General features: G+C 45.8%; 24 protein-coding genes. 16 read left to right on the top strand and 8 right to left on the bottom strand.

What is annotated here, in order from left to right:
* Positions 1 to 222 (bottom strand): hypothetical protein (locus ACQEXT_RS16805; RefSeq protein WP_426952975.1); only part of this gene is annotated, 222 nt, incomplete at its 3' end.
* Between the two features lie 335 nt (positions 223 to 557).
* On the opposite strand from ACQEXT_RS16805, the gene ACQEXT_RS16800 reads away from it, so the two are divergent.
* The 5 genes from ACQEXT_RS16800 to ACQEXT_RS16780 all read left to right on the top strand — a co-directional run bounded on the left by ACQEXT_RS16800 (position 558) and on the right by ACQEXT_RS16780 (position 6,264).
* A complete protein-coding gene (locus ACQEXT_RS16800; protein WP_138972813.1) occupies positions 558 to 1,145 on the top strand; it encodes an aminodeoxychorismate/anthranilate synthase component II in 588 nt (195 codons plus the stop codon).
* A gap of 401 nt (positions 1,146 to 1,546) precedes the next feature.
* Complete coding sequence (locus ACQEXT_RS16795) at positions 1,547 to 2,761, top strand: aspartate aminotransferase family protein (RefSeq protein ID WP_426952974.1); 1,215 nt, start codon at positions 1,547 to 1,549, stop codon at positions 2,759 to 2,761.
* Positions 2,762 to 2,866: 105 nt separating this feature from the next.
* Positions 2,867 to 3,886, top strand: coding sequence for an arginine N-succinyltransferase (gene astA, locus ACQEXT_RS16790; protein WP_138972761.1), 1,020 nt, complete (start codon positions 2,867 to 2,869; stop codon positions 3,884 to 3,886).
* 38 nt (positions 3,887 to 3,924) lie between these two features.
* Positions 3,925 to 5,382: a succinylglutamate-semialdehyde dehydrogenase gene (gene astD / locus ACQEXT_RS16785; protein ID WP_426952973.1), complete on the top strand. Its 1,458-nt coding sequence runs from the start codon at positions 3,925 to 3,927 to the stop codon at positions 5,380 to 5,382.
* 90 nt (positions 5,383 to 5,472) lie between these two features.
* Complete coding sequence (locus ACQEXT_RS16780; protein WP_426952972.1) at positions 5,473 to 6,264, top strand: DUF1338 domain-containing protein; 792 nt, start codon at positions 5,473 to 5,475, stop codon at positions 6,262 to 6,264.
* 241 nt (positions 6,265 to 6,505) lie between these two features.
* On the opposite strand, the gene crp is transcribed toward ACQEXT_RS16780, so the two are convergent.
* The 6 genes from crp to ACQEXT_RS16750 all read right to left on the bottom strand — a co-directional run bounded on the left by crp (position 6,506) and on the right by ACQEXT_RS16750 (position 11,978).
* Positions 6,506 to 7,138 (bottom strand): cAMP-activated global transcriptional regulator CRP, encoded by a 633-nt coding sequence (crp, locus tag ACQEXT_RS16775; protein WP_004410522.1) that lies wholly within the window; start codon positions 7,136 to 7,138, stop codon positions 6,506 to 6,508.
* A 242-nt stretch (positions 7,139 to 7,380) separates the two neighbouring features.
* Complete coding sequence (locus ACQEXT_RS16770) at positions 7,381 to 8,250, bottom strand: phosphoribulokinase (protein WP_138972814.1); 870 nt, start codon at positions 8,248 to 8,250, stop codon at positions 7,381 to 7,383.
* Between the two features lie 88 nt (positions 8,251 to 8,338).
* Positions 8,339 to 8,551: a YheU family protein gene (locus ACQEXT_RS16765; RefSeq protein ID WP_138972764.1), complete on the bottom strand. Its 213-nt coding sequence runs from the start codon at positions 8,549 to 8,551 to the stop codon at positions 8,339 to 8,341.
* 41 nt (positions 8,552 to 8,592) lie between these two features.
* A complete protein-coding gene (locus ACQEXT_RS16760; protein ID WP_426952971.1) occupies positions 8,593 to 9,570 on the bottom strand; it encodes a hydrolase in 978 nt (325 codons plus the stop codon).
* Between the two features lie 9 nt (positions 9,571 to 9,579).
* Positions 9,580 to 10,059 carry a TIGR02444 family protein gene (locus ACQEXT_RS16755; RefSeq protein WP_138972766.1) on the bottom strand — a complete coding sequence of 160 codons (480 nt, stop codon included), beginning with the start codon at positions 10,057 to 10,059 and terminating at the stop codon, positions 9,580 to 9,582.
* Positions 10,056 to 11,978: an ABC transporter ATP-binding protein gene (locus ACQEXT_RS16750; protein ID WP_138972767.1), complete on the bottom strand. Its 1,923-nt coding sequence runs from the start codon at positions 11,976 to 11,978 to the stop codon at positions 10,056 to 10,058. Before ACQEXT_RS16750 ends, ACQEXT_RS16755 begins: the two co-directional genes overlap by 4 nt.
* Before the next feature lie 159 nt (positions 11,979 to 12,137).
* Here ACQEXT_RS16750 and kefG point away from each other — a divergent pair, with 159 nt between their 5' ends.
* From kefG to motX, 7 genes are all read left to right on the top strand, one after another.
* Positions 12,138 to 12,725, top strand: coding sequence for a glutathione-regulated potassium-efflux system ancillary protein KefG (kefG, locus tag ACQEXT_RS16745; protein WP_138972768.1), 588 nt, complete (start codon positions 12,138 to 12,140; stop codon positions 12,723 to 12,725).
* The gene (gene kefB / locus ACQEXT_RS16740) at positions 12,715 to 14,511 is read left to right on the top strand and encodes a glutathione-regulated potassium-efflux system protein KefB (protein WP_331427447.1); all 1,797 of its coding nucleotides are present in this window, start codon (positions 12,715 to 12,717) and stop codon (positions 14,509 to 14,511) included. The genes kefG and kefB overlap by 11 nt, the downstream gene beginning before the upstream one ends.
* 16 nt (positions 14,512 to 14,527) lie before the next feature.
* Complete coding sequence (locus tag ACQEXT_RS16735; protein WP_138972770.1) at positions 14,528 to 14,722, top strand: YheV family putative zinc ribbon protein; 195 nt, start codon at positions 14,528 to 14,530, stop codon at positions 14,720 to 14,722.
* A gap of 93 nt (positions 14,723 to 14,815) precedes the next feature.
* Positions 14,816 to 15,397: a peptidylprolyl isomerase gene (gene slyD, locus ACQEXT_RS16730; RefSeq protein WP_138972771.1), complete on the top strand. Its 582-nt coding sequence runs from the start codon at positions 14,816 to 14,818 to the stop codon at positions 15,395 to 15,397.
* Between the two features lie 100 nt (positions 15,398 to 15,497).
* The gene (locus ACQEXT_RS16725; RefSeq protein ID WP_331427449.1) at positions 15,498 to 16,439 is read left to right on the top strand and encodes an isoaspartyl peptidase/L-asparaginase; all 942 of its coding nucleotides are present in this window, start codon (positions 15,498 to 15,500) and stop codon (positions 16,437 to 16,439) included.
* A 172-nt stretch (positions 16,440 to 16,611) separates the two neighbouring features.
* A complete protein-coding gene (locus tag ACQEXT_RS16720; RefSeq protein ID WP_138972773.1) occupies positions 16,612 to 17,928 on the top strand; it encodes an adenylosuccinate synthase in 1,317 nt (438 codons plus the stop codon).
* A gap of 226 nt (positions 17,929 to 18,154) precedes the next feature.
* The gene (gene motX / locus ACQEXT_RS16715) at positions 18,155 to 18,793 is read left to right on the top strand and encodes a flagellar protein MotX (protein ID WP_426952970.1); all 639 of its coding nucleotides are present in this window, start codon (positions 18,155 to 18,157) and stop codon (positions 18,791 to 18,793) included.
* Between the two features lie 91 nt (positions 18,794 to 18,884).
* Here motX and ACQEXT_RS16710 read toward each other — a convergent pair whose 3' ends face one another.
* Positions 18,885 to 20,294, bottom strand: a complete 1,410-nt coding sequence (locus tag ACQEXT_RS16710; RefSeq protein ID WP_426952969.1) for an amidohydrolase — start codon at positions 20,292 to 20,294, stop codon at positions 18,885 to 18,887.
* 252 nt (positions 20,295 to 20,546) lie between these two features.
* On the opposite strand from ACQEXT_RS16710, the gene rnr reads away from it, so the two are divergent.
* The 4 genes from rnr to rplC all read left to right on the top strand — a co-directional run bounded on the left by rnr (position 20,547) and on the right by rplC (position 25,219).
* Entirely contained in the window at positions 20,547 to 22,991 is a 2,445-nt protein-coding gene (rnr, locus tag ACQEXT_RS16705; protein ID WP_426952968.1) for a ribonuclease R, read from the top strand.
* 21 nt (positions 22,992 to 23,012) lie between these two features.
* The gene (gene rlmB / locus ACQEXT_RS16700) at positions 23,013 to 23,750 is read left to right on the top strand and encodes a 23S rRNA (guanosine(2251)-2'-O)-methyltransferase RlmB (protein ID WP_138972776.1); all 738 of its coding nucleotides are present in this window, start codon (positions 23,013 to 23,015) and stop codon (positions 23,748 to 23,750) included.
* A gap of 513 nt (positions 23,751 to 24,263) precedes the next feature.
* Entirely contained in the window at positions 24,264 to 24,575 is a 312-nt protein-coding gene (rpsJ, locus tag ACQEXT_RS16695; protein WP_004410492.1) for a 30S ribosomal protein S10, read from the top strand.
* A 14-nt stretch (positions 24,576 to 24,589) separates the two neighbouring features.
* Entirely contained in the window at positions 24,590 to 25,219 is a 630-nt protein-coding gene (rplC, locus tag ACQEXT_RS16690) for a 50S ribosomal protein L3 (protein ID WP_138972777.1), read from the top strand.
* The last annotated feature ends 3 nt before the right edge of the window (positions 25,220 to 25,222 follow it).

Below are 25,222 nucleotides of genomic sequence, written 5' to 3'. Positions count from 1 at the left end.
ATGATCTAAGCCATCGCTCTCTTTTATCAACAGCGGAACTCGCGGAGAATCATTGAGTAGCAGCAAATGGCCTTGCTGTAATTGCTCAATAAATCGGTCATATCCCATGCCAGATGGGGTCACCTCTTTGAGTTCACTTTCAGACAAGGAGTCAAAATCCCCTTCCACTTGCTGAAATTCGTGCGCCATCAAATGGATAAGTTCAACGGTTTTATACCCCACGCCATGCCCTATTGAATCGTTTATGAGTGGCTCAAAGGTTACCTAGCTTGCGCTTTTATATCCATAGTTCAGATATAAAATCAATTGAATAGATGTCACATGTGTCGCAATTAAACTTCCTTTGTATCAATACTTTATAAAAAATGACACGTACACTGCTCGGTTAATCTGTTCTACGTTTTTCATCATAAAAATCATATCGACTTGTAGGGGCTTTTACGCTTCATTGGTAGTTGAGTCGGAAATTACCTTTATGATAACGCTTGCCTTTCTTTGCTCATATTGCACAATACCCGCCCTTAACCACTAAATTTGTCAACGCTAGTCCTGAAGTCATGCTGCTGATTATCGATAATTACGACTCTTTTACTTACAACCTTTACCAGTACTTCTGTGAACTGGGTGCAGAGGTTAAAGTTGTGCGCAATGATGAAATCACCCTTGATGAAATTGAAGCCTTAGCCCCGACTCATTTGGTTATATCTCCAGGGCCTTGTACTCCCAATGAGGCGGGTATCTCTTTAGATGCGATCAAACACTTTTCAACCAAGCTACCGATTCTAGGTGTTTGCTTGGGGCATCAGGCGATTGCGCAAGTGTTTGGTGGTGAAGTTGTGCGAGCGCGTCAGGTGATGCATGGTAAAACCTCGCCAATTCGCCATAATGATCGCAGTGTCTTTGCTGGCTTGAATAATCCGCTGACGGTCACTCGATACCATTCATTGGTGGTGAAAAACGGAACGTTACCTGACTGTTTTGAGCTGACCGCTTGGACCGAGTTCGAAGACGGTTCAATGGATGAGATCATGGGTTACCAGCACAAGTCTTTACCGATTGATGCAGTTCAGTTTCACCCTGAGTCGATTAAAACGGAGCAGGGACACCAGATCTTGGCTAACTTTCTCGCTCGAAAACCGATTTAAACGCTCTATTTCTCTTTATCTTATCCAGACAAAGCCGGACTTAGATCACTTTTCTTAACATTTCTTTCATATTTCCCATCGCGAATATTATGTGAAAAAGTATGCGTGATCTTTACCTCGCCTACGTTAGACCCCTTATCCGAACTATGATTAACCATAGCTTATCGCACCTATAAGAATATATTGCTTCATAAAAGTCGCAGCGTGATGCATAAATACTCAGAGGTGATGAGTATTGGGCTCCGTATCGGGTGCTAAAAAGAATAAATCACTATTGAAATGGTTAATTAAATGTAAATACAATGCCGTGATTGCTTAATGGCAAAACAATATCTTATTTCATTGATTGGAAGTAAGGACACCATATTCGCTATGCATGCGGTATCTAGAGGGAATGTGCAATGACTGAACAAAATAAAGTAGAACGCGGTTTGTTTGATGAGGTAATGGTACCTTGTTATAACCCAATGGAAATGATTCCAGTCAAAGGCGAGGGTGCTCGAGTTTGGGATCAGCAAGGCACAGAATATATCGACTTTGCGGGTGGTATTGCCGTGAGCTGCTTAGGTCATTGTCACCCAGCGATGGTCAATGCACTGACTGATCAAGCTCAGAAGATTTGGCACTTAAGTAATGTTATGACTAATGAGCCAGCTCTGCGTTTAGCGAAAAAGCTAACAGAGGTGAGCTTTGCGGAAAAAGTATTCTTCGCAAACTCTGGCGCAGAAGCCAACGAAGCAGCTCTGAAGCTTGCCCGTCGTTACGCAGCTGACAAGTTTGGTCCAGAAAAATCAGAAATTATCGCCTTCAAACAAGGCTTCCACGGTCGTACATTCTTTACGGTAACTGTGGGTGGTCAAGCGGCATACTCGGACGGTTTTGGTCCTAAACCAGGCGATGTTACACACCTACCATACAATGATGTAGAAGCTCTACGTGAGCATATCTCAGATCGTACGTGTGCAATCATGATGGAGCCACTGCAAGGCGAAGGTGGCATCATCTCTCCAACCGATGAATTTGTTCAAACGGTTCGTGAATTGTGTGATAAACACAATGCTCTACTTATTTTCGATGAAGTACAAACAGGTAATGGCCGTACCGGTCATTTCTACGCATACCAAGGTCTAGGCGTAACGCCAGATATCCTGAGCACAGCGAAGTCGCTTGGTGGCGGTTTCCCTATCGGTGCAATGCTAACGACGACAGAGCTAGCTCAACATCTGAAAGTGGGTACTCATGGTTCTACATATGGCGGTAACCCATTAGCGTGTGCCGTTGCTGAAGCCGTCGTGGATGTGGTGAGCGCACCAGAAACATTAGCGGGTGTTGCAGAGCGTGAAGTTTTGTTCCGTGAAGGACTAGCGAAACTGAACGACAAGTACAACATGTTCTCTGAAGTTCGTGGTAAAGGTCTGCTGCTTGGTGCGGCATTGAATGATGAATGGCAAGGTCGTGCTCGTGACGTACTTGTTGCGGCGGGCAAAGAAGGTCTAATGGTGCTGGTAGCAGGAACAAACGTTGTTCGCTTCACCCCATCACTAGTCATCACTAAAGAAGAAATCAAGGAAGGACTGGCGCGACTAGATAAAGCTCTAGCGACGTTAGTTAAATAAGAATAAAAGCGTCGAGTTACGAGTAGCGAGATAGCGGTTTCTAGTCTCGTTACTCGCTACTTTTCGACTCGAAACTTAAGTTACTTGCATCAGGAGGGAGTATCGATGCTGGTTGTTCGCCCTATCGCAATGTCGGACTACGATGCGCTGCACACGTGCGCAGTGGAATCTGGTCACGGATTCACATCTCTACCAATTAACGAAGAACTGTTAAAAAACCGAATTACTCATTCAGAGTACAGCTTTACTAAGCCTGACGTAACCTCACCGGGTGACGAAGGTTATCTAATGGTTGGCTTTGATAGTGAGACTGGCGAAGTTGCTGGTTGTACAGGTATCGAAGCGTCCATCGGTTGGGATGTTCCTTTTTACTCATACCATATTAGTACCATCGTTCACGCATCAGCTAAGCTAGGCGTAAACAACGTCGTGAAGCTGCTGACATTTGGTAACAACTACACGGGTTGTAGCGAGATCTGTACTCTGTTCTTACGCCCAGACTTCCGTCGTGGTTTGAATGGTCGTTTAATGTCTAAATGTCGTTTTTTAATGATGGCTGAGCATCCACACCGTTTCTCGAAAACGGTATTTGCTGAAATGCGCGGCGTCTCAGATGCAGAAGGCAACTCACCATTCTGGCAATGGCTACAAGAACATTTCTTCTCCATTGACTTCACAATGGCGGATTACCTTACAGGTATAGGTAAGAAAGGCTTTATCGCTGACCTAATGCCTAAACTACCAATCTACATCAACTTGCTAAGTAAAGAAGCACAGGCAGTGATTGGTCAAGTACACGAAAATACTAAACCCGCTTTACGCTTATTAGAGAAAGAGGGCTTTACTTGCCGTAACTACGTCGACATCTTCGATGGCGGCCCGACGGTAGAGTGTGATGTGCGCAATATTGAATCGGTGCGTCACTCCTTCCGAGCCAAAGTGACGATCGCGGAACACTCAAGTTCTCAAGACTACTTAATCTCAAACACTTCGTTTGAAGATTTCCGCGCGACGGCAACGAAAGCCGCTTATGACCAAGCTTCAGAGACAGTTATTCTTTCTCCAGAAGTGGCGCACGCGCTGAGAGTTGGTGAAGGCGAATTCGTTCGCATGTTGGCTCAGTAATAGAGCCAGATATTACGCAGAATCTGAAGGAACACATTATGACACATTGGATTGCCGGAGAGTGGGTAGCAGGTCAGGGTGAGTCAATGAACTCAACCAGCCCTTACAACAATGAAGTAATCTGGCAGGGCGAGAGTGCAACGCCAGAGCAAGTTGAACAGGCGGTTTCTGCCGCACGCAATGCATTTGTTGGCTGGAAAAACCTAAGCTTTGCTGAGCGTGAAGCCTTCGTACTTGCTTTTGCCGAAAAGGTAAAAGAGAACAGCGAAGAAATCGCGCAGATTATCGCGAAAGAAACAGGTAAGCCAATTTGGGAAACTCGCACTGAAGCAGCAGCAATGGCTGGCAAGATCGCAATCTCGATCCGTGCTTATCATGAGCGTACTGGCGAAGCACAGCGTGAAGCTGCGGGTAACCAAATTGTTTTGCGTCACCGTCCACTAGGCGTGATGGCTGTGTTTGGGCCATACAACTTCCCAGGCCATCTACCAAATGGTCACATCGTACCTGCATTGCTTGCAGGTAATACCGTTGTATTCAAACCTTCTGAGCAGACGCCATTTACGGGTGAATTTGCCATGAAGCTGTGGGATCAGGTTGGCTTGCCAAAAGGTGTCATCAACCTTGTCCAAGGTGCGAAAGAGACAGGTATCGCTCTAGCCAATTCTAAAGGGCTAGATGGCGTTCTCTTTACGGGCAGTGCCAATACTGGTCACATCCTTCACCGTCAGTTCGCAGGTCAGCCGGGCAAAATGCTGGCTCTAGAGATGGGGGGTAACAACCCTATGGTTATCTCTGAAAATTACGGTGATCTGGACGCAACGGTTTATACCATTATTCAATCTGCATTCATTAGTGCTGGCCAGCGTTGTACATGTGCTCGTCGCCTATATGTTCCTGTTGGTGAGAAGGGTGATCTATTGGTCAATAAGCTTGTACAAGCGACCAATAAGATTCGCGTCGATCAGCCATTCGCAGAACCTGCACCATTCATGGGGCCGCAGATTTCTAAAGCAGCGGCAGACTTTATCCTTGCTGCACAGGCAAACTTGCAAACACTGGGTGGTGTCAGTTTGGTTGAAGCGAAAGCGGGTGAAGCCGCCTTTGTTACTCCGGGTATTATTGACGTTACTGCGATTGCACAGCTACCTGATGAAGAGTACTTTGGCCCTCTGCTACAGGTCGTACGCTACCAAGGTCTGGAAAAAGCGGTTGAACTTGCCAACGACACACGCTTTGGGTTATCTGCTGGCTTAGTATCGACAGACGATAGCGAGTGGAACTACTTTGTTGACCATATTCGTGCAGGCATTGTTAACCGTAACCGTCAGCTCACTGGAGCAAGTGGTGATGCACCGTTCGGTGGCCCAGGCGCTTCTGGCAACCTAAGGCCAAGTGCTTACTATGCAGCGGATTACTGTGCGTACCCAATGGCTTCGATGGAAGGTGGCGAGACACTTCTTCCTGAAACATTAAGCCCAGGTGTTGAACTGTAGAGCGTGAAGTTCGCTTAGATATTTCCCTTTTTGCCTCCCTGAGCCAGGAGGCATTTTTGAACGTAAACAACCCCTATACAAGGAGGCGTTATGACGCCAGATGTTTTATTCCAGCAGTTATGGAATGACTATATTCAACGCTTGTGTCCCTCTGCTGAAAAAGTACACCAACTTCTGCAAGAAGACGAAGCATTGATCAATGACCATATTGCACTACGTACTTTCAACGTTGAGCCGTTAGGTATCGCGACTCTAGCACAACCTTTTCTAGATGCTGGCTACAAGCCGTGTGGCGATTACGTTTTTGAAAGCAAAAAGCTCGCGGCGAAACATTTTGAACATCCCGATCCAAAACAGCCAAAAGTATTTATCAGTGAACTAAAAGTTGATGAGTGTTCTAGTGAACTTCAAGCGATTGTTACCAAGCTAGTCGAGCAAGTAGACGCGGATAAGCTAACAGGTCATGAGTTCTTGTACGGTGGCCGACTATGGGATATTAGTCATGCGGATTACCAAACGCTGGCTAAAGAAAGCGAGTACGCGGCTTGGTTAGCTGCCCATGGTTACGGTGCGAACCACTTTACTGTCAGTGTTAACCAACTTAATGCGTTTGATGAGGTGAAAGGTGTTAATGATCACCTTCGCTCAGCTGGCTTTACTATCAACGAGTTTGGTGGCGAAGTGAAAGGCACGCCTGAAGTGTTGCTTGAGCAATCTTCAACGATGGCTGATAAAGTGCCGGTTCAGTTTACTGAAGGTAGTGAAATCATCCCTGGAGGCTTCTACGAGTTTGCTAAACGTTATCCAATGCCTAATGGCGAGCTTTACCCAGGATTTGTGGCAGCGTCTGCTGACAAGATCTTCGAAAGCACTAACGGGTAAAGAGCAGAAGCGAGAGTCGAGACCGGACTTCGTCCTGCGAGCATTTAGAACGGGCTGCGCCCTTCGAGAACACTGTGTTCCGAGATGGGGCTTCAAAAGATAGTGGCGGGTAGAAGTTGATAACAGCTTTGTGGTTAAAGGTGTTGACGAAACTAGTCCTCAATAAGCCATAATTTTCTCGAAAACAAAAAGCCACCAATGTTTCCATTGGTGGCTTTTATAATTTAGTGCTTAATCGAAATTAACGAGTACCGTAAACAACGATTGTTTTACCGTGTGCAGAAATTAGGTTCTGCTCTTCAAGCATCTTCAAGATACGGCCAACTGTTTCGCGAGAACAGCCAACGATTTGACCAATCTCTTGGCGAGTGATCTTGATTTGCATGCCATCTGGGTGAGTCATTGCATCAGGTTGCTTCGCTAGGTTTAGTAGCGTTTGAGCAATACGACCCGTTACGTCTAGGAATGCTAGGTCGCCCACTTTTTGGCTCGTCACTTGTAGGCGACTTGCCATCTGCGCTGAAAGGCGCATTAAGATATCTGGGTTCACTTGGATAAGCTGACGGAACTTCTTGAATGAGATTTCCGCAACTTCACAAGGAGATTTTGCTCGAACCCATGCGGTACGCTCTTGGTCTTCTTCGAATAGACCAAGTTCACCGATGAAGTCACCTTGGTTTAGGTAAGAAAGGATCATCTCCTTACCTTCTTCGTCTTTGATAAGAACCGCAACAGAACCTTTAACAATGTAGTACAAAGTTTCCGCTTTCTCGCCCGCGTGAATTAGCGTGCTTTTTGAAGGGTACTTATGAATATGACAATGTGAAAGGAACCACTCTAATGTTGGGTCGGTTTGAGGTTTACCTAGAACCATAATATCTCACTTCCTCTGCAGGGTACGCTTGCCGCTTTCCATGTTTAAGCTAAGCCTTAATTAAGACCTACTAGGATAAGAGCACTTTATAAATGCTGCAAGCCAACTTATGTGTCGGTTACAAATAGTATCCTTTTTCTGGCATGATTTCTTGATTTTAATCGGGTACAACAGGCTTTTTGGTACGCAAAACTGTGCACATGATCACGGTATGAAAAGTAATCGTGTTCTAGTTGTGAGCCTTAACCGATTTTGCCCGTTTCTATCAATTGTTGCAGGATAGGGCGAACAATTAATTCCATCGCAAAACTCATTTTTCCGCCTGGTACAACAATGGTGTTGTGGCGTGACATAAACGAACCATCAATCATAGCCAGTAGGTATGGGAAATCGACATTCTTGATACCACGAAGTCGAATGACGACGAAACTTTCGTCCAAACTCGGTATCCCTTTCGCATTTAAAGGGTTTGATGTATCAACGGTCGGAACGCGCTGAAAGTTGATATGAGTTCGGGAAAACTGTGGAGTAATATAGTTTAGATAGTCGTCCATTGAACGTACTATTGAGTCCATGACGGCTTCACGAGAATGACCGCGATCGCGAGTATCACGAACAAACTTTTGAATCCATTCTAAGTTGACGATCGGCACCATGCCTATCAGAAAGTCGACATGTTGTGCGACGTTAACGTCACCATCTACCACCCCCCCGTGTAGCCCTTCATAAAAGAGTACATTGGAGTTTTCTGGTAGGTCTTGCCAAGGCGTAAAAGTACCGGGCATCTGGTTATAAGGTACTGCCTCGTCAAACGTATGGAGGTAGCGACGTACCTGACCATTACCTTCGTGTCCGTATTTACGGAAAAACTCGGCTAGGCCACCAAAGTCGTTCGCTTGTGGGCCAAAGTAACTGATGTGACGGCCTTGCTCGCGAGCCTTACGGATTTCGACATCCATTTCAGGGCGAGTAAAGCGGTGGAAGCTATCCCCTTCGACCCACGCGGCTTTAACGTTCATCATATTGAACATTTTGCGGAAGGCTTCCGAGGTAGTCGTTGTGCCAGCGCCAGATGAACCAGTCACGGCAATAATAGGGTGTTTAGCGGACATGACAAACCTTGTCTGTAAGTTACATTCCATGAATCAATGCCCACTATAACATGCTTTAGCAGACATTGACTGTATGCAGTTCTCTAAATCAAAAACGGTTCTTTAGTTGGATATCGACACTTTCATGCAGTTCTGAATAAACCACAACCGCTTCCCCTGACTCTAGTTGAGAGTGGATTTGGTCAACTTTGTCTTGTAGTGAAACCTCGACATCACCATAGTCTGTTCCTTCGCGAAGAATAAACTCGCGTATCAGATTCTCCAGTGTCTCCGGTGCAATTTGTTGCCATGGGACGATCATAAAGACCTCTTCATTTTATGTTCGGTGAATTGTGCGCGCTATTATGCCGAAGCGGCAAGACTTTCATAGTAGGCAGGCAGAGCTTCTTCTAACCAAAATCTTGGCTTGAGTGCGCTACCTGTAACAAATCCCACATGGCCACCTTGTTCAAACAGCCGATAGTCGATGTTATCGGGCAGCACGTATTTGGGGATGACATCTTCGGTCATGAACGGGTCATCCTTGGCGTGGATGATCTGTGTTGGCAGCGTGATTTCTTTGAGTCGATGTATCCCTGAGCACTGGTGATAATAATCGGCTGCATCTTTGAAACCATGCAAAGGTGCGGTGATAAGGTCATCGAACTCGTACAATTTGGTGACACGCTTGATATTCTGATAGCTCAATCCCAACTCGCCTTTTAACAGATGGTGTTTTTGTAGAGCGCTTTTCTTTAGCGATGACAGCAAATAGCTTTTGTACAACTTGGAAAAGCCTTGCTCGATACGTTCTGAGCAGGCCGATAGGTCGAGTGGCGCAGAAACAATGGTTGCGGCATCGAGTAAAGGCTGGCTGTTGTAGGTAGCGAGATAGTTGGCCAGCATATTTCCACCCAAAGAAATGCCAACCGCGACCTTGGTCTGTGTTGGGAAACGTTGGTTGAGGTGCTCTAAGAAAAAGCGTGCGTCTTCCACCTCGCCGGAGTGATAGGCGCGGGCGAGTCTGTTGGGCTTACCACTACAGCCACGAAAATGCATCATCACAGAGAGCCAACCTTGTTTGGCGAAGGCATCCATTAGACCATTCGCATACGGACTGTAAAAACAGCCTTCCAAGCCGTGAAAAAGAACAAAAATAGGCTTATCAGTGTTTGATTGCTGATCGACGTTTTCACTCCAAGCAATATCAAGAAAGTCACCATCAGGCGTATCTAAAGTTTGCCAGACGGGTTCAAATAAGGCTTTCTTCCGAATAAATCGCGGTGCGAGTGTTTGTAGGTGAGGATTTGTTAATCCTTTAGCAGCAACAAATTGAGTCATAAAGGCTCTCTACAGGTTGGCAATGTTGTCTATGGGGTCGGCAAAGGCTGAATAGAGTTGTTCGCCACCTAATTGACGGCAGTAGCGCAAGGTCAGGGGTTCTGCGTGATTCGTACTCAATTCGATGGTGTTAATACAGTCAACCAGATCGGATTGTTGCTGCTTTTCAAGTTGCAACTCAAATTGGAGTGACTCGCGATACAGAGTATCAGGTAGGTGGAACTTCAACTTACGTCGTAACTCCCTATAGCTCAGAAGTAAGGCTTCGGAACGGCCTAAACACTCTTCTACGCGATGCCAGTCCTCTTCGCCAAAGCAGACCTGCTGTTCATCAAGCCACTTGAGTAACAACAGCAGGTTAACGTTGCCTTTAAATTGGTTTTGCAGATGTAAGCACGCCTCTTTTACTTCTCGCACGCTATAGTACTGTAGGCTAAATTGCCATAAGCGTTCGAGTGTTAGAGAAATTGAGGCGGGCTTTGAACTCATTGACTATTGAACTCCTGTTCCATCTGTTCTAGCTCTTCCTGTAGAGCCATCCACTCTATTTCGACCTCTTCAAGCAAGCTTTTACTTTCTGCTTGAAGCGCTAGTACTTGGTTAAGTTTAGCTTTATTTTCGGCGTCATAAAGTGAGTTATCTGATAATTGGGCCTCTGCTTGTGCTAAGGCTTCTCCCAACTTATCCATTTTCTCTTCAAGTTTTGTCAGGTTTTTGCGAATAGGTGCAGTCTGTTTGCGAAATTCTGCTTCACGGCGTTTTTGGTCTTTTTTCGCCGCCGCACTGTTTTCAGACTTTTTCTCTGGTTGTTGTGCTTGCGCTTCACGGCGTTCCGATTTTTGTTGTTCAGTCAGCCACTTGTAGTAATCGTTTAGGTCACCATCAAATGGAGCCACTTGGCGATCGTGAACCAAGTAAAGATCGTCTGTTGTCGCACGAAGTAAGTAGCGGTCGTGGGAAACAATGACCATTGCGCCTTCAAACGTTTGTAGCGCCATAGTTAAGGCTTGACGCATATCGAGATCGAGGTGGTTGGTTGGTTCATCGAGAAGTAAAAGGTTTGGTTTTTGCCAAACAATCAGAGCGAGAACAAGACGCGCTTTTTCACCGCCAGAGAAGGGGGCTACTTTTTCTAGTGCTTTATCACCCTGAAAGCCAAAACTGCCGAGGTAGTTACGTAGCTCGAGTTCGTTTTTGTCAGGCGCAATTTGCATCATGTGTTGCAGAGGGGTTTCCTCTGGGTGCAAAGTTTCTAGCTGATGCTGCGCAAAGTAGCCAATCTTAACCCCTTGAGAGTAGGTTAAGTCACCACCTTGAGGTTTGAGTTCTCGAGAAAGGAGCTTAATCAGGGTCGATTTACCCGCACCATTACGTCCAAGTAAGCCAATTCGACTACCAGGCACCAAGTTAAGGCGAATCTTTTCTAAAATCAGATTGTCACTATATCCCGCCGAGACTTCGTCCATCATGATGATTGGGTTAGGAAGTGCATCAGGATCGCGGAACTGGAAACTGAATGGGTTATCCAACTGTGCGGGCAGAACTTTCTCCATACGCTCCAGCGCTTTGATTCGGCTTTGAGCTTGACGCGCTTTCGAGGCTTTGTAGCGGAAACGGTCAATGTAGCTTTGCATGTGGGACATCTGCTTCTGCTGTTTCTCAAACTGAGCTTGTTGCAGAATCAGTTTTTGAGCACGCTGCTCTTCAAATGATGAGTAGTTACCCGTGTACTCATTTAGTCTTTGGTTCTCGACGTGAATGATTCGACCTACGATAGGATCTAAGAAATCTCGGTCGTGAGAGATAAGAACCAGCGTACCTGGGTAATTTTGTAGCCAGCGTTCTAGCCACATAACCGCATCAAGGTCTAAGTGGTTGGTTGGCTCATCGAGTAGCAGTAGATCTGAGCGACATAGAAGAGCTTGTGCTAAGTTAAGACGCATACGCCAGCCGCCGGAGAACTGAGTTAAGTTCCAACTCATTTGCTGCTGGCTAAAACCAAGACCATCAAGGAGCTCCGCTGCTCGAGCACGAATGCTGTAGCCGCCAATGGTTTCTATTTGACCATGTATTTCAGCGACCAATGTGCCGTGATCTTTTTGCTCAGCATCGAGTAACTCCGATTCTAGACGGCGATACTCTCGGTCACCATCAATGACGTATTCAATGGCGCTGCGCTCTAACGCTGGGGTTTCCTGTGCTACCCAAGCCATCTCCCAATGTGCGGGTTTGCTAAAGTTACCCGCATCAATAGAAAGTTCATCCTTGATCAGGGCGAATAGTGTCGATTTACCACAACCATTTTTTCCGACCAAACCGACTTTATCGCCAGGCTGGATGGTTGCTGAAGCTTGTTCAAGAAGTGGTTTACCACCGCGAAGAAGCTGGATGCCAGAGAAGGTAATCATAATCTTTTGCTTTGTCGTTACTCGTATTGCGTCGAATAGTAGGGCACTTAACAAGCTATGTCGATCATTGCGTTATCACGACTAACAACGTATAACAAACTGATAACGATAAATAATGCTTAGTAGGCTATAAACAGTAAAAGGATTGCTGTCGAACGAATGCAAACTCTATCCTCCGATAAGCCCAAGGTATTGGTGTTGTATGCTCACCCTGAGTCACAAACGTCTGTGGCTAACCAAATGATGATCAAGAAAATAGAATCGCTTGATCACGTCACTGTGCACGATCTTTATGCACATTATCCAGACTTCTTTATTGATGTCAGTGCTGAACAAAAATTACTGGCTGAGCATGATGTGATTGTCTTCCACCATCCGCTCTTTATGTATTCCTGTCCGGCGTTGCTTAAAGAGTGGCTAGACCGTGTTATTGGAAAAGGCTTTGCCTTTGGTAAAGGTGAAGCTTTAAAGGGTAAATATTGGCGAAGCGTGATCACGACGGGGGGCCAAGAAGGAGCTTTCGGTAAGACAGGTTATAACCGCTACCCGCTATCGGAAATTTTGCAACCATTTGAATTGACGGCGGCCTTGTGCCAGATGCATTGGATAGAACCACTGGTCTTGTACTGGGCACGAAATGTGTCTGAAATGGAACGTTGTCAGCATGCTGAGCGTTACCGCCTATGGCTGAGTGATCCACTTCGGAGTGAAGTGGCGGAGATGGTGGGAGGTGAAAATGGCGCTTGAGAATGATTTTCTACAGAGTAGCGTTATTTTCCTGACCGCAGCTGTTGTTGCTGTTCCTCTTGCTCAACGCCTTGGTCTCGGTTCCGTTCTTGGCTATCTATTGGCGGGTGTTGCCATCGGCCCATGGGGGCTTGGTTTAATCAAAGATGTCGACGCTATTCTTCATTTTGCTGAGTTTGGCGTGGTGTTGCTGCTGTTTCTGATTGGACTCGAATTAAATCCGAAAAAACTGCTTCAAATGAAAGGCCCTATCCTTGGATTAGGTGGTGCACAAGTCGTGGTGACAACCTCAGTCATCGCCAGCGTTGCCTATGTTGTGGGAGCATCTTGGCAAACCAGTTTAACTATTGGCATGGGACTCGCGTTGTCATCCACCGCTATCGCCTTAAAAGTCATTGAAGAGCAAGGTTTGGGAGGCAGTGAAACAGGTCAATCAGGTTTTGCGGTCTTACTATTTCAAGACATTGCTGTGATCCCCATGCTTGCACTGCTTCCTGTCTTAGCTGGGAATACCGCCGGAGATTGGCTTGATGCGATATGGATGCTTGCAGGCGTAGGGGGGTTATTAATTGGCGGCCACTTCCTACTGAGACCTCTGTTTCGATATGTTGTACTCAGTGGTGTACGTGAACTCTTTACCGTAGCTGCATTACTGCTTGTGATTGGCATTGCCTTATCAATGAAGCAACTTGGTCTGTCTATGGCGTTGGGGACGTTTCTTGCCGGGGTTCTCTTGGCGGAAAGTGAGTATCGACACGAGCTAGAAATTGCCATCGAACCGTTCAAAGGGCTGTTGCTTGGGTTGTTCTTTATCGCTGTTGGTATGGCGGTGAATCTTGGTCTGTTGGCTTTGCAACCCATTGCCGTGCTGTCTGCGGTCATTGGTTTAGTGGTTGTAAAAGGTCTGATTCTTTACCTACTTGCGCGTTTGTCTGGTAGTCGAGCGAAATCTCGCAGCAAAATGGCGGCAATTCTTAGTCAGGGTGGCGAGTTCGCATTTGTTATTTTTACCGCAGCAAGTAGTGAAGGATTACTCGACCAACAGCAAACCGCGTTTCTTTTGGTGGTGGTCAGTTTATCCATGGTCACGACGCCATTATTATTGATGGCACAAAGCCGCTGGTATGCACGAGGACTTAACACCGAACTTGAGGGTAGGTTGCAAAGTGATGTCGTCAACAAGCAGCCAAGAGTGATTATTGCGGGCTTTGGGCGTTTTGGGCAGATTGTCGGCCGTCTGATGTATGCCAACAAAATTAAAGTGACGGTACTCGAAAGTGATGCGAGCCAGATTAAGTTACTGCGTAAATATGGCTACAAAGTATTTTATGGTGACGCGACCCAACTTGACTTATTACGAGCTGCCGGTGCGGATAAAGCTGAGGCAATGATAATCTGTACCGATTCACCTGATGAAATCATGAAGATTATTGGATTGTGTCAGACGCATTTTCCGCGCTTGAAACTATTAGCCCGAGCACGAAGTCGTGTTGAGGCATACCAATTACTGAGCCAAGGTGTTGACAGTTATTCCCGTGAGACCTTCTTAGGGGCGCTTGATCTTGGTCGACAGGCTCTCGTTAGTTTAGGTATGCACCCATATCAGGCAAAGAGAGCGGAAGCTCACTTTAGAAAACTTGATAATGCTATGCTGAAAGAGCTGCTTCCTCAGCATAATGATGATAAACAATTGGCCCAAAGAGCCAAAGAAGCCCGAAAAGAACTGGAAGAGATTTTTGGTCGTGAGTTAGAAAACGATCAGCAATCAAAAAACTTCTGGGATTAACAGTGAAACGAGAGAAATGAAGAAAAGATTTATCGCAGGCGCTAGTTGTCCAAAGTGTTCACAACAAGACACTTTACGCTGGTGGATAGAGAATAATATTGAATTAGTAGAGTGTGTTGAGTGCGGTCATCAGGATCAACGCACACCACAATCGGTTGATAGTAGCGACCATGGTGGGCAAAATATGATCGGTATTTTTAAGCCGGATTGATTGTGTTTCTCTAAATCATCCCCATAATATGCCCCGTAGAAAGTATGCCGACACTAACGAATGTTAGGGTCCTTTATCCTCCTTGGAGTCAATATGAAAATTGAAAAGAACGTAGTTGTAAGTCTTGCTTACCAAGTAAAACTGGAAGACGGTGTAGTCGTTGATCAATCTACAGCTGAAGCGCCACTAGATTACCTTCACGGCAATGACAACCTAATCACTGGTCTTGAAACAGCGCTAGAAGGTAAAGAAGCAGGTGCTAAGTTCTCTGTGACAGTTTCTCCAGAAGAAGCTTACGGTGAGCACAACGACGCACTAGTACAACGCGTTCCAGCGGAAGTATTCCAAGGTGTTGACCAGATTGAAGTAGGTATGCGTTTCCTAGCGGATACAGACCAAGGTCCAATCCCTGTTGAAGTAACAGAAGTTGATGGCGATGAAGTGGTTGTTGATGGCAACCACATGCTTGCAGGTCAAACGCTAACATTTGACGTGGAAGTTGTAGCGGTACGTGAAGCGACTCAAGAAGAAATCGAACACGGTCACGTTCATCAAGCGGGTGGCTGTGGTCATGACCATGACCACGAGGGTGGCTGTTGTGGTGGCGAAGGTCATGACCACGGTGCTGAGAAAAAAGATGGCTGCTGCGGTGGCGGTAGCTGTGGCTCACACTAATTGTTAGTGTCTAGCTAAGCGTTAGAGAAGGCGTTTCCCATTATGTTGGGAAGCGCCTTTTTTATGATTAAACCCGCGAGATGTACTGGAGATATCGACGATGACTCAACCTTTCTCTATCGCTATTCATGGCGGTGCAGGGACTATTTTACGTGAGCAGATGAGTGAAGAGCTGAAAGCTTCGATTTTGGCCGATCTAGAAACGTCTGTTCGTGCTGGTCATAAAATACTACTCGAATCAGGCGATGCACTAGATGCGGTCGTCGCTGCGGTCAAGGTTTTAGAGGATTCGGTAAACTTCAACGCTGGTAGAGGATCTGTATTGACCCACAAAGAGATGGTTGAAATGGATGCTTCAGTCATGCACGGTAAAGAGCTAGATGCAGGCGCTGTTGCTGGAGTTCGCCATGTTCGCAATCCCATTGAGCTTGCGCGTGATGTTATGAAAAACAGCAATCATGTGTTGCTGATTGGCGACGGGGCAGAGGAGTTCGCTTTTGAACTCGGCTATGAGTATACCGAGCAAGACTACTTTTTCACCGAGCGTCGCTATGAGCAGCTACTGTCAATGAAAGAGAAAGGGCTCTTTGCTCTCTCAGAATCTAAATACCCAGATGATAAAAAATACGGCACCGTTGGCGCCGTGGCCTTAGATCAGTATGGAAATCTAGCCGCAGCGACAAGCACTGGTGGCATCACCAACAAAAAGTATGGTCGTGTTGGTGATTCATCGATCATTGGTGCGGGAACTTACGCAGAGAATGGTAATGTTGCGGTCTCAACAACCGGTATGGGTGAATACTTTATTCGTAAAACGGTCGCTGGTGATGTAGCAGCTAGAATGCGTTATTTGAAACAAGATGTTCATACCGCGTGTGAAACCGTTATTCAGGGTGAATTAAAACAAATGGGTGGGGAAGGCGGCTTAATCGCAGTTGATGCTCAAGGAGAGCTACATTACTCGATGAATAGCTCGGGAATGTATCGCGCAGGTATCGATGTTAATGGTGATTTGACCGTTAAAATCTATGCTGATGAATAGCCCAAAAAAAGACGATAGCTCTAAAAGTTTACCTAACGGACTGATTTATTTCGGCCTTATATTAATCTCTAATGGATTAGCACCATATTACACTTGCATGATTAAAAAATGACTGCAAGAAATGTGATTCGGTGCTAGAATCCATTTTTAACTAGCAATCAGAACTGGAAAGATGGGAAATAACGTAGTCGTTCTAGGCACCCAATGGGGTGACGAAGGTAAAGGTAAAATTGTTGACCTTTTAACTGAAGATGCAAAATATGTGGTTCGTTACCAAGGCGGTCACAATGCAGGCCACACTCTAGTCATTGACGGTCAAAAAACCGTTCTTCACTTGATTCCATCAGGTATCCTTCGCGATAACATCAAATGTGTTATCGGCAATGGTGTTGTACTATCACCTGAAGCTTTAATTAAAGAAATGAAGCCTCTAGAAGAGCGCGGTATTCCGGTGCGTGAGCGTCTTTTCGTTTCTGAAGCTTGTCCTCTAATTCTTCCTTACCATATCGCTATTGACCAAGCGCGTGAAATCGCTCGTGGTAACAAAGCAATTGGTACAACGGGTCGTGGTATCGGTCCAGCTTACGAAGATAAAGTTGCTCGTCGCGGTCTACGTGTTGGCGACCTATTCGATAAAGAAGTATTCGCAGAGAAGCTAAAAGAAGTAATGGAATTCCATAACTTCCAGCTAGAGCACTTCTACAAAGCTGAAACAGTAAGCTATGACGAAGTTCTAGAGCAATGCATGGGTTACGCTGACCTACTTACTTCTATGGTTATCGACGTAACTAATGAACTTGATGCAGCACGTAAGCGCGGCGACAAGATCATGTTTGAAGGTGCTCAAGGCACTCTGCTAGATATCGACCACGGTACATACCCATACGTAACTTCTTCTAACACAACTGCTGGTGGCGTTGCTGCGGGTTCTGGTTTCGGTCCTCGTCACATCGGTTACATTCTTGGTATTACTAAAGCGTACTGTACTCGCGTAGGTTCTGGTCCATTCCCAACAGAACTTTACGATGGTCTAGATAAGCAAGACCCAGTAGGTAAGCACCTTGGTAGTGTTGGTCAAGAGTTCGGCGCGACAACGGGTCGTCTGCGTCGTACTGGTTGGTTCGATGCTGTTGCAATGCGTCGTGCGGTACAAATCAACTCTATTTCTGGTTTCTGTCTAACTAAACTAGACGTTCTAGATGGTTTGGAAGAGCTAAAAATCTGTACTGGCTACAAGATGAAAGATGGTTCTATCCTAGAAGTTTCTCCAATGGCTGCAGAAGCATTTGAAGAAGCGACACCAATCTACGAAACTATGCCAGGTTGGTCAGAGAACACATTTGGCGCGACATCTATTGATGCGCTACCAAAAGCGGCTCTAGATTACATCAAGCGTATTGAAGAGCTAACAGGCGTAACGGTAGATATCATCTCTACTGGTCCTGACCGTAACGAAACAATCATCAAGGTTCACCCATTCGAATCTTAATTATTGATTGTTATCAGTTATTAGAAACCGGTGCTAAGCACCGGTTTTTTTATGTCTATTTTTCTTGCGATTCTCGATACTTATGGCAACAATTTGCCATAGAGCGGCAATTTTGATTAAAGAGTTAGCACCAATTGCCGATACTAGTATCAAGCTTGCCGCGTAAGTGGCAAATCTGATGCTGACCTTGGGTTAGTGTCCATAGTCGAAGTTAAGAGTGCAGAAAATGAAGCTAAGAAAATTAGCTGCTTCGATGGTGTTGGCGTTTAGTGCCTCAGTGGTACAGGCAAATGAGTTGTCTGAGATCGGTGAGCCGATACCAATTTATACCGAAGCCGAACTAATTAACCTTATCAACAACAACCAGCATTTAGAACGCGTTAAAGCCGATAACTGCCAGCTTGTTGAGGATATTGTTGCACGTGCGACTCGCATTAGCTTACCTGCGTATGAGTTTTTATACGGAGATATGCTAGCGTGGGGGGTCTGTGTTGAGCAGGATGTAGAGCTAGGTCTCTATTACATGGAAAATGCTGCTCATCAAGGTTTGCCCGCCGCACTTGAACAAATTGGTCGTTACTATTCTCGTGGAACATTAGTTCAGCAAGATAAAGAACGTGCGATTCCATATTTGCGTGAAGCGGCATCGATGGGGAACCTCAATGCTCGTATTCATTTGGCTGAGCTATTGCTGCGTGATTATGGGAGTCCACTTGATTACGAAGATGCTTATCGCTGGCTCTATAATTCGGTGACGGCAGACCAGCGAACCCATAAGCGTATTAGTGTACTTAGGCAGGGATTAGAGCGACGAATGCCGCAGAACATTGTTGCCCGAGCTAAGAAGCGCGACACTTTCTGGTAGTTTAAAATCACAACGACTCTTCCTGCACTCAGAGTGGTTTGAGAAATAATAATGCCCAGCGTTTGCTGGGCATTGTTATTTGAAAGATAGTTTATTGAACAACCTCACCGGAATCGATCACGGTCTTGCGCACGATTTTGGTAAATTCAATCGCTTCTTGACGAATAGCCGCTTCATCGACCGTTAGAATATTACGGTCTTTCATCAGAAGCTTACCACCAACAATTGAGTGGCGTACATTGGCCGAGTTGGCTGAGTAAACCAGTGCAGAGTAAGGGTTGTAAACTGGAACCATATTCGGCGCTTTGGTATCCACTACGATAATATCCGCTAACTTCCCGACTTCTAGTGAGCCAATTTTATCTTCCATGTGTAACGCTTTGGCTGCGCCCATCGTTGCCATATCGATCACTTTGAGTGGTGGCATAGCGGCACGATCCTTGTTGACCAGTTTGTGAACCTTGGCGACTTGGTTAAATTCATCGATTGTGCTCAGAGTATTACCCGACATTGGACCATCAGTACCTAGTCCAATACGTACGCCTTCATCATACATCTTGAGTGCTGGAGATACGCCTTTCGCGGATTTGATGTTAGCGCTCATATTGTGGGCAACGCCCATATTCGATTCTTTGACCAGTTTGATATCTTCATCATCGACCAAAATCATATGTGCACCGACTAGGTTCTCATTTAAAGCGCCAATACTGTGCATATATTGAACGGGGGACATCCCGTTAGCGCGCTCGGCGATCTTCTCTTCTTCACGATGTGATTCAGCAAGGTGAATCATGACTGGTACATCATGCTCAAGTGACAATTTAGCGACTTTTTGCAAGGTCTCAGTGCTGTTGGTGTAAGGCGCGTGAGGAGCAAAAGCTGGGGTAATGCGTGGGTGATCTTTGTACTGTTGAATAAAATTCAGTGCGTATTTGATGCCTTCATCAGCATTTGCTGCGTCAGCGACAGGAAACTTAATCACGGTTTCACCAAGAATTGCACGCATGCCAATTTGATCAACAGTCTTAGCCACTTCATCTTCAAAATAGTACATGTCAGCGTAAGTGGTTACTCCCCCTTTGAGCATTTCTACGTTACCTAGGTTTGCGCCAATTCTTACCATGTCGCGAGAGACTAACTTTGATTCCAGTGGAAAGATGTAGCGATGGAGGCGATCAGGGACGTCATCGCCGAGTGAACGAAATACGGTCATTGAAACATGAGTATGAGTATTAATTAGACCTGGCATGACAATGTCGCCATCAACGTCAAGAGTGGTAAGTGCTTGATATTTTTTGGCTAGTTCACTATCACCCACCGCGATAATCTTGTTGCCATTTACCACCACAGTACCATTTTGGTAAATCGTTTTGTCTTGGTTCATGGTCAGAACCATAGCGTCAGTGATCATTAGGTCTACTTGTTCACTGGCAAAGGCAGAGATAGAAATAAAAATAAAGCTGGCAATGGCTGTTGAAAGAAGGGAGCGTTTGATACTCATAGATATACTCGTGGTAAAAGGTAAGTAAAATTTTCCTGAATCATACCCCTTTCTTTACTTGCTGCAATCGTTTGCCATAGGGCTTGCAGCGAAATGTGATCTTTATCCTATGATGTAAAGGTTTGTGAAAAACGATGCTAAGTTATGAAAAATACGTTGAAAAAACACGTTTTTAACCTTGCTGACCTGTAGCTTATACCGGGACTCAGATATACTAGTTGCTATAACCTTCCTTACATTTTAGGCGCGCCTATGTCAGACATTATTCCTAACGACCCATTTGCAGATCGTGAGTCGGAGAACTACGAAAACCCAATCCCAAGCCGAGAGTTTATTCTTGAGTTTTTGCATCAAGCGGGTGTTCCCATGAACCGCAATGATCTATTTGACGCATTGCAGTTGAATGGAGAAGAGCACTATGAAGGTCTGCGTCGTAGACTGCGTGCGATGGAGCGTGATGGACAACTGGTCTTTACGCGTCGTCAGTGCTACGCCTTGCCAGAAAAACTGGAGATGGTGAAGGGCTATGTAATTGGCCACAAAGATGGTCATGGTTGGGTTCGTCCAGAAGGCAGTGTGGGCAAGGATAATGATATTGTTCTGCCTCATCACCAAATGAAAAATATCATCCACGGTGATTATGTACTGGTTCAGCCAACAGAAAACTCTAAGCGCGGACGTAAGGAAGGTCGGTTAGTTCGCGTTTTAGAAGAGCGTCAGACACAAATAGTAGGACGTTTCTTTATGGAATATGGCTACTCATATGTTGTGCCTGATGACTCTCGAATCTCACAGGACATTCTGATCCCGAACGATTTACGTGCAGGTGCACGTATGGGTAATGTCGTTGTTATCGAGATCACCGATCGCGGAACGCGCTCACGAGGTATGATGGGTAAGGTTATTGAAGTACTTGGCGAAAACATGGCGCCGGGTATGGAGACACAAATTGCGATTCGTACACATCAGATCCCTCACGAATGGCCTGAGGCTGTTGATAAGCAGATTGCCAACTTAGGCGAAGAAGTGCCTGAAGAAGCCAAAGTAGGGCGTGTTGACCTCCGTGAGCTGCCACTCGTGACAATCGATGGCGAAGATGCGCGTGACTTCGATGATGCCGTTTACTGTGAAGCGAAAAAAGGTGGCGGTTGGCGTTTATGGGTCGCCATCGCAGATGTGAGCTACTACGTAAGACCAGATACCGCTTTAGATAAAGAAGCAATAAATCGTGGTAACTCAGTTTACTTCCCATCGCAAGTTGTACCTATGTTGCCAGAAGTTCTGTCAAATGGTCTCTGTTCACTTAACCCACAGGTTGACCGCTTGTGTATGGTGTGTGAAATGACAATATCAGAGTCCGGTAAGCTGTCGGGCTACAAACACTACGAAGCGGTGATGAACTCTCATGCTCGTCTGACTTACAGCAAGGTGCATGACATTCTTGAGGGAAATGAAGAACTACGAACTCGTTATGAGCCATTAGTTCCTCACCTAGAAGAACTGCACAAAATGTATAAAGTTCTGAAACGCGCTCGCGATAACCGTGGTGCGATTGAATTCGAAACGGTAGAAACCAAGTTCATTTTCAATGCGGAGCGCAAGATTGAGAGTATTGAGCCCGTCATTCGTAACGATGCGCATAAGCTCATCGAGGAATGCATGATTTTGGCCAACATCGCGTCAGCATCTTTGGTTGAGAAAGCAAAAGAAGCTGCACTGTATCGTATTCATGAATCTCCAGGTGAGCTTCGCCTACAAGGTTTCCGCGATTTCTTAGGCGAGTTGGGCTTGCACCTCAATGGTGGTTTGGAGCCTTCACCAACAGACTATGCTGATCTGGTTAAACAGATTGCTGAGCGTCAAGACAGGGAGCTCATTCAAACCATGTTGCTTCGTTCAATGAAGCAAGCGGTGTACAACGCGGATAACTGTGGCCACTTCGGTTTGGCACTGAAACGTTACGCGCATTTTACCTCTCCTATTCGTCGCTACCCAGACTTATTGTTACATCGTGCAATCAAGTATCTCATCGCGAAAGAAGAGGGGCGTAATCAAGACCGTTGGACACCGACAGGGGGATACCACTACTCATTCGATGATATGGATTTTTACGGTGAGCAGTGTTCGATGACAGAGCGACGAGCTGACGATGCGACCCGTGAAGTCTCTGATTGGCTGAAATGTGAATACATGCAAGACCACGTCGGTGAAGAGCTAGAAGGCGTTATTGCCAATGTTACCGGTTTTGGATTCTTTGTTCGTTTAACGGATTTGCACATTGATGGTTTAGTGCATATTTCGGCACTTGCTAATGATTACTACCAATTTGATCCGATCGGTCAAAGACTTATCGGTGAAAGCTTTGGTGCGATTTATCGCTTGGGTGATGCGGTCAAAGTGAAAGTCCTGTCGGTCAATCTGGATGACAGACAAATAGACTTTGAATTAGTAGAAACAAGTCGTAAGCTACGCGGCGAAGGAAAGACGGCCAAGAAACGTGTCGCAGAGGCAAAGAGAAAAGCCAAAGAGAAAAAACGTGTTGCGACCAAGGGTGGACGAGCGGCGGCTGAAGTCGAGCCGACTAAGCGACCTGAACCTAAAGAGGCAGCGAAAAAGCCTAAGGTGACAAAAGCTCGCAAGAAGAAAGCTGGCAATAAGCCGAAGAAGACCAAACGTAGCAAAAAAGCAGCACAGTGAACTAAACGAACAGGTTTTTAAATGAGTAACGAATATATTTACGGTATTCACGCAGTTAAAGCAGTACTAAGTCGTGAACCAGAGCGCTTTATTGAAGCGTTTGTGCTTAAAGGTCGCCAAGACGATCGCCTGATGCCGATCCTCAATGAACTTAACGTGTGTGGTGTTTCGATCCAACAGATGACGCGCAAAACATTGGACGAAAAAGCGAGTGGGGCAAACCACCAAGGTATTATGGCTCGTGTTAAGCCAGCGAAACAGCTCAACGAACATGACCTTGATGACATCCTTGCTCAACACGAAGCTCCGCTTTTATTGGTGTTAGATGGTGTCACTGACCCGCATAACCTAGGTGCTTGTTTGCGTAATGCTGACGCGGCTGGCGTGGCTGCGGTGATTGTGCCTAAAGACCGCTCTGCCAACATTACGGCGACAGTAAGTAAAGTGGCTTGTGGTGCGGCTGAAATGGTACCGCTAGTTCGAGTTACAAACCTCGCTCGTACAATGCGTACGCTACAAGAGCAGGGCATTTGGTTTGTAGGCACTGCGGGTGAAGCGACTCATGACATTTATCAAGCGAAACTGACTGGCCCACTTGCTATTGTTATGGGGGCTGAGGGTGACGGCATGCGCCGACTAACGCGCGAAACCTGTGATGACCTGATTAAAATCCCTATGGCTGGAACCGTTTCAAGCTTGAACGTATCAGTTGCTTCAGGCATTTGTTTGTTTGAAGCGGTACGCCAGAGACTTGCGTAACTAGCTAAGAGCCAGCCTCGCTCCCTATGTACTAAAATGCAGACTGTCTATTCAGGCTGCATTTTTGTTTTTGGGGCGTATGAATTTCAGACTAAGAGGCGTTGACAGGAGTGGCTTACTGAACAACAGAAGCTGTTAGCGACCAGCTTGGTCATCTTTTACGTTTATTTTTCACCCAGCACTTGCAAGTAAAACTGTGATCTGTATAATGCAGCGCACTGGTTAAGCCAGTTGTGAACCAATGAGCAGCGAGGAGCTGACTTATCTTATTGATTTGTCAGGTAATGTAAACTCAGCTTATGTTCGCGGTTAATACAATTAGCTATCTATTCTTCGGAATAACTATTCCCAGAGGTGACTCTGACATATAGGGATGGTTGATCGAAAATTAACTGACAATGCGTCCTAATCTTGGATGCTACGGTTTCACATAAATCAATCGGCATTCTCTCGTTTTAACGAGTCTGAGTGGCGATATTGTTTGTGTAATTTTTAATATTGGAGCTCTGTCTCATGCAGAACCAACGTATCCGTATCCGCCTAAAAGCTTTCGATTACAAACTAATCGATGCTTCTACAGCGGAAATCGTTGAAACAGCTAAGCGCACTGGCGCACAGGTTCGTGGTCCAATCCCACTACCTACTCGTAAAGAGCGTTTCACAGTTCTTATCTCTCCACACGTTAACAAGAAAGCACGTGACCAGTACGAAATCCGTACTCACAAGCGTCTAATCGACATCGTTGAGCCAACAGACAAAACTGTTGATGCTCTAATGCGTCTAGACCTTGCTGCGGGCGTTGACGTTCAAATTAGCCTAGGTTAAGGGAGATTAGAAGAATGATTGGTCTAATCGGTCGTAAAGTGGGCATGACCCGCGTATTTACTGAAGAAGGCGTTTCTATCCCAGTAACAGTTGTTGAGGTTGAAGCTAACCGTGTTTCTCAAGTTAAAACTCTTGAGACAGATGGCTACGCAGCAATCCAGGTTACTACTGGTGCTAAGAAAGCTAACCGCGTAACTAAGCCAGAAGCAGGTCACTTTGCTAAAGCAGGTGTTGAAGCTGGTCGTGGTCTTTGGGAATTCCGTTTGGAAAACGGTGAAGAGTTTGCAGTTGGCGCTGAGCTAACAGTTGAACTATTCAACGATACTAAGAAAGTAGACGTTACTGGTACATCTAAAGGTAAAGGTTTCCAAGGCGCTGTTAAGCGTTGGAACTTCCGCACTCAAGATGCTACTCACGGTAACTCATTGTCTCACCGTGCTCCTGGTTCTATCGGTCAATGTCAGACTCCAGGTCGCGTATTTAAAGGCAAGAAAATGGCAGGTCACATGGGTGCTGAGCGTGTAACGACTCAAAACCTAGAGATCGTACGTGTTGACGCTGAGCGCAACCTGCTTCTTATTAAAGGTGCAGTCCCAGGCGCAACTGGCGGCAACGTGATCGTTAAACCAGCTGTTAAAGCATAACGT

Origin of the sequence: Vibrio sp. TRT 29B02 (genome assembly GCF_050113655.1) — a bacterium.
In the GTDB taxonomy this organism is placed as follows: domain Bacteria; phylum Pseudomonadota; class Gammaproteobacteria; order Enterobacterales; family Vibrionaceae; genus Vibrio.
The sequence above is the reverse complement of the archived record's forward strand: the minus strand, read 5'-3'. Positions and strand labels throughout refer to the sequence as shown.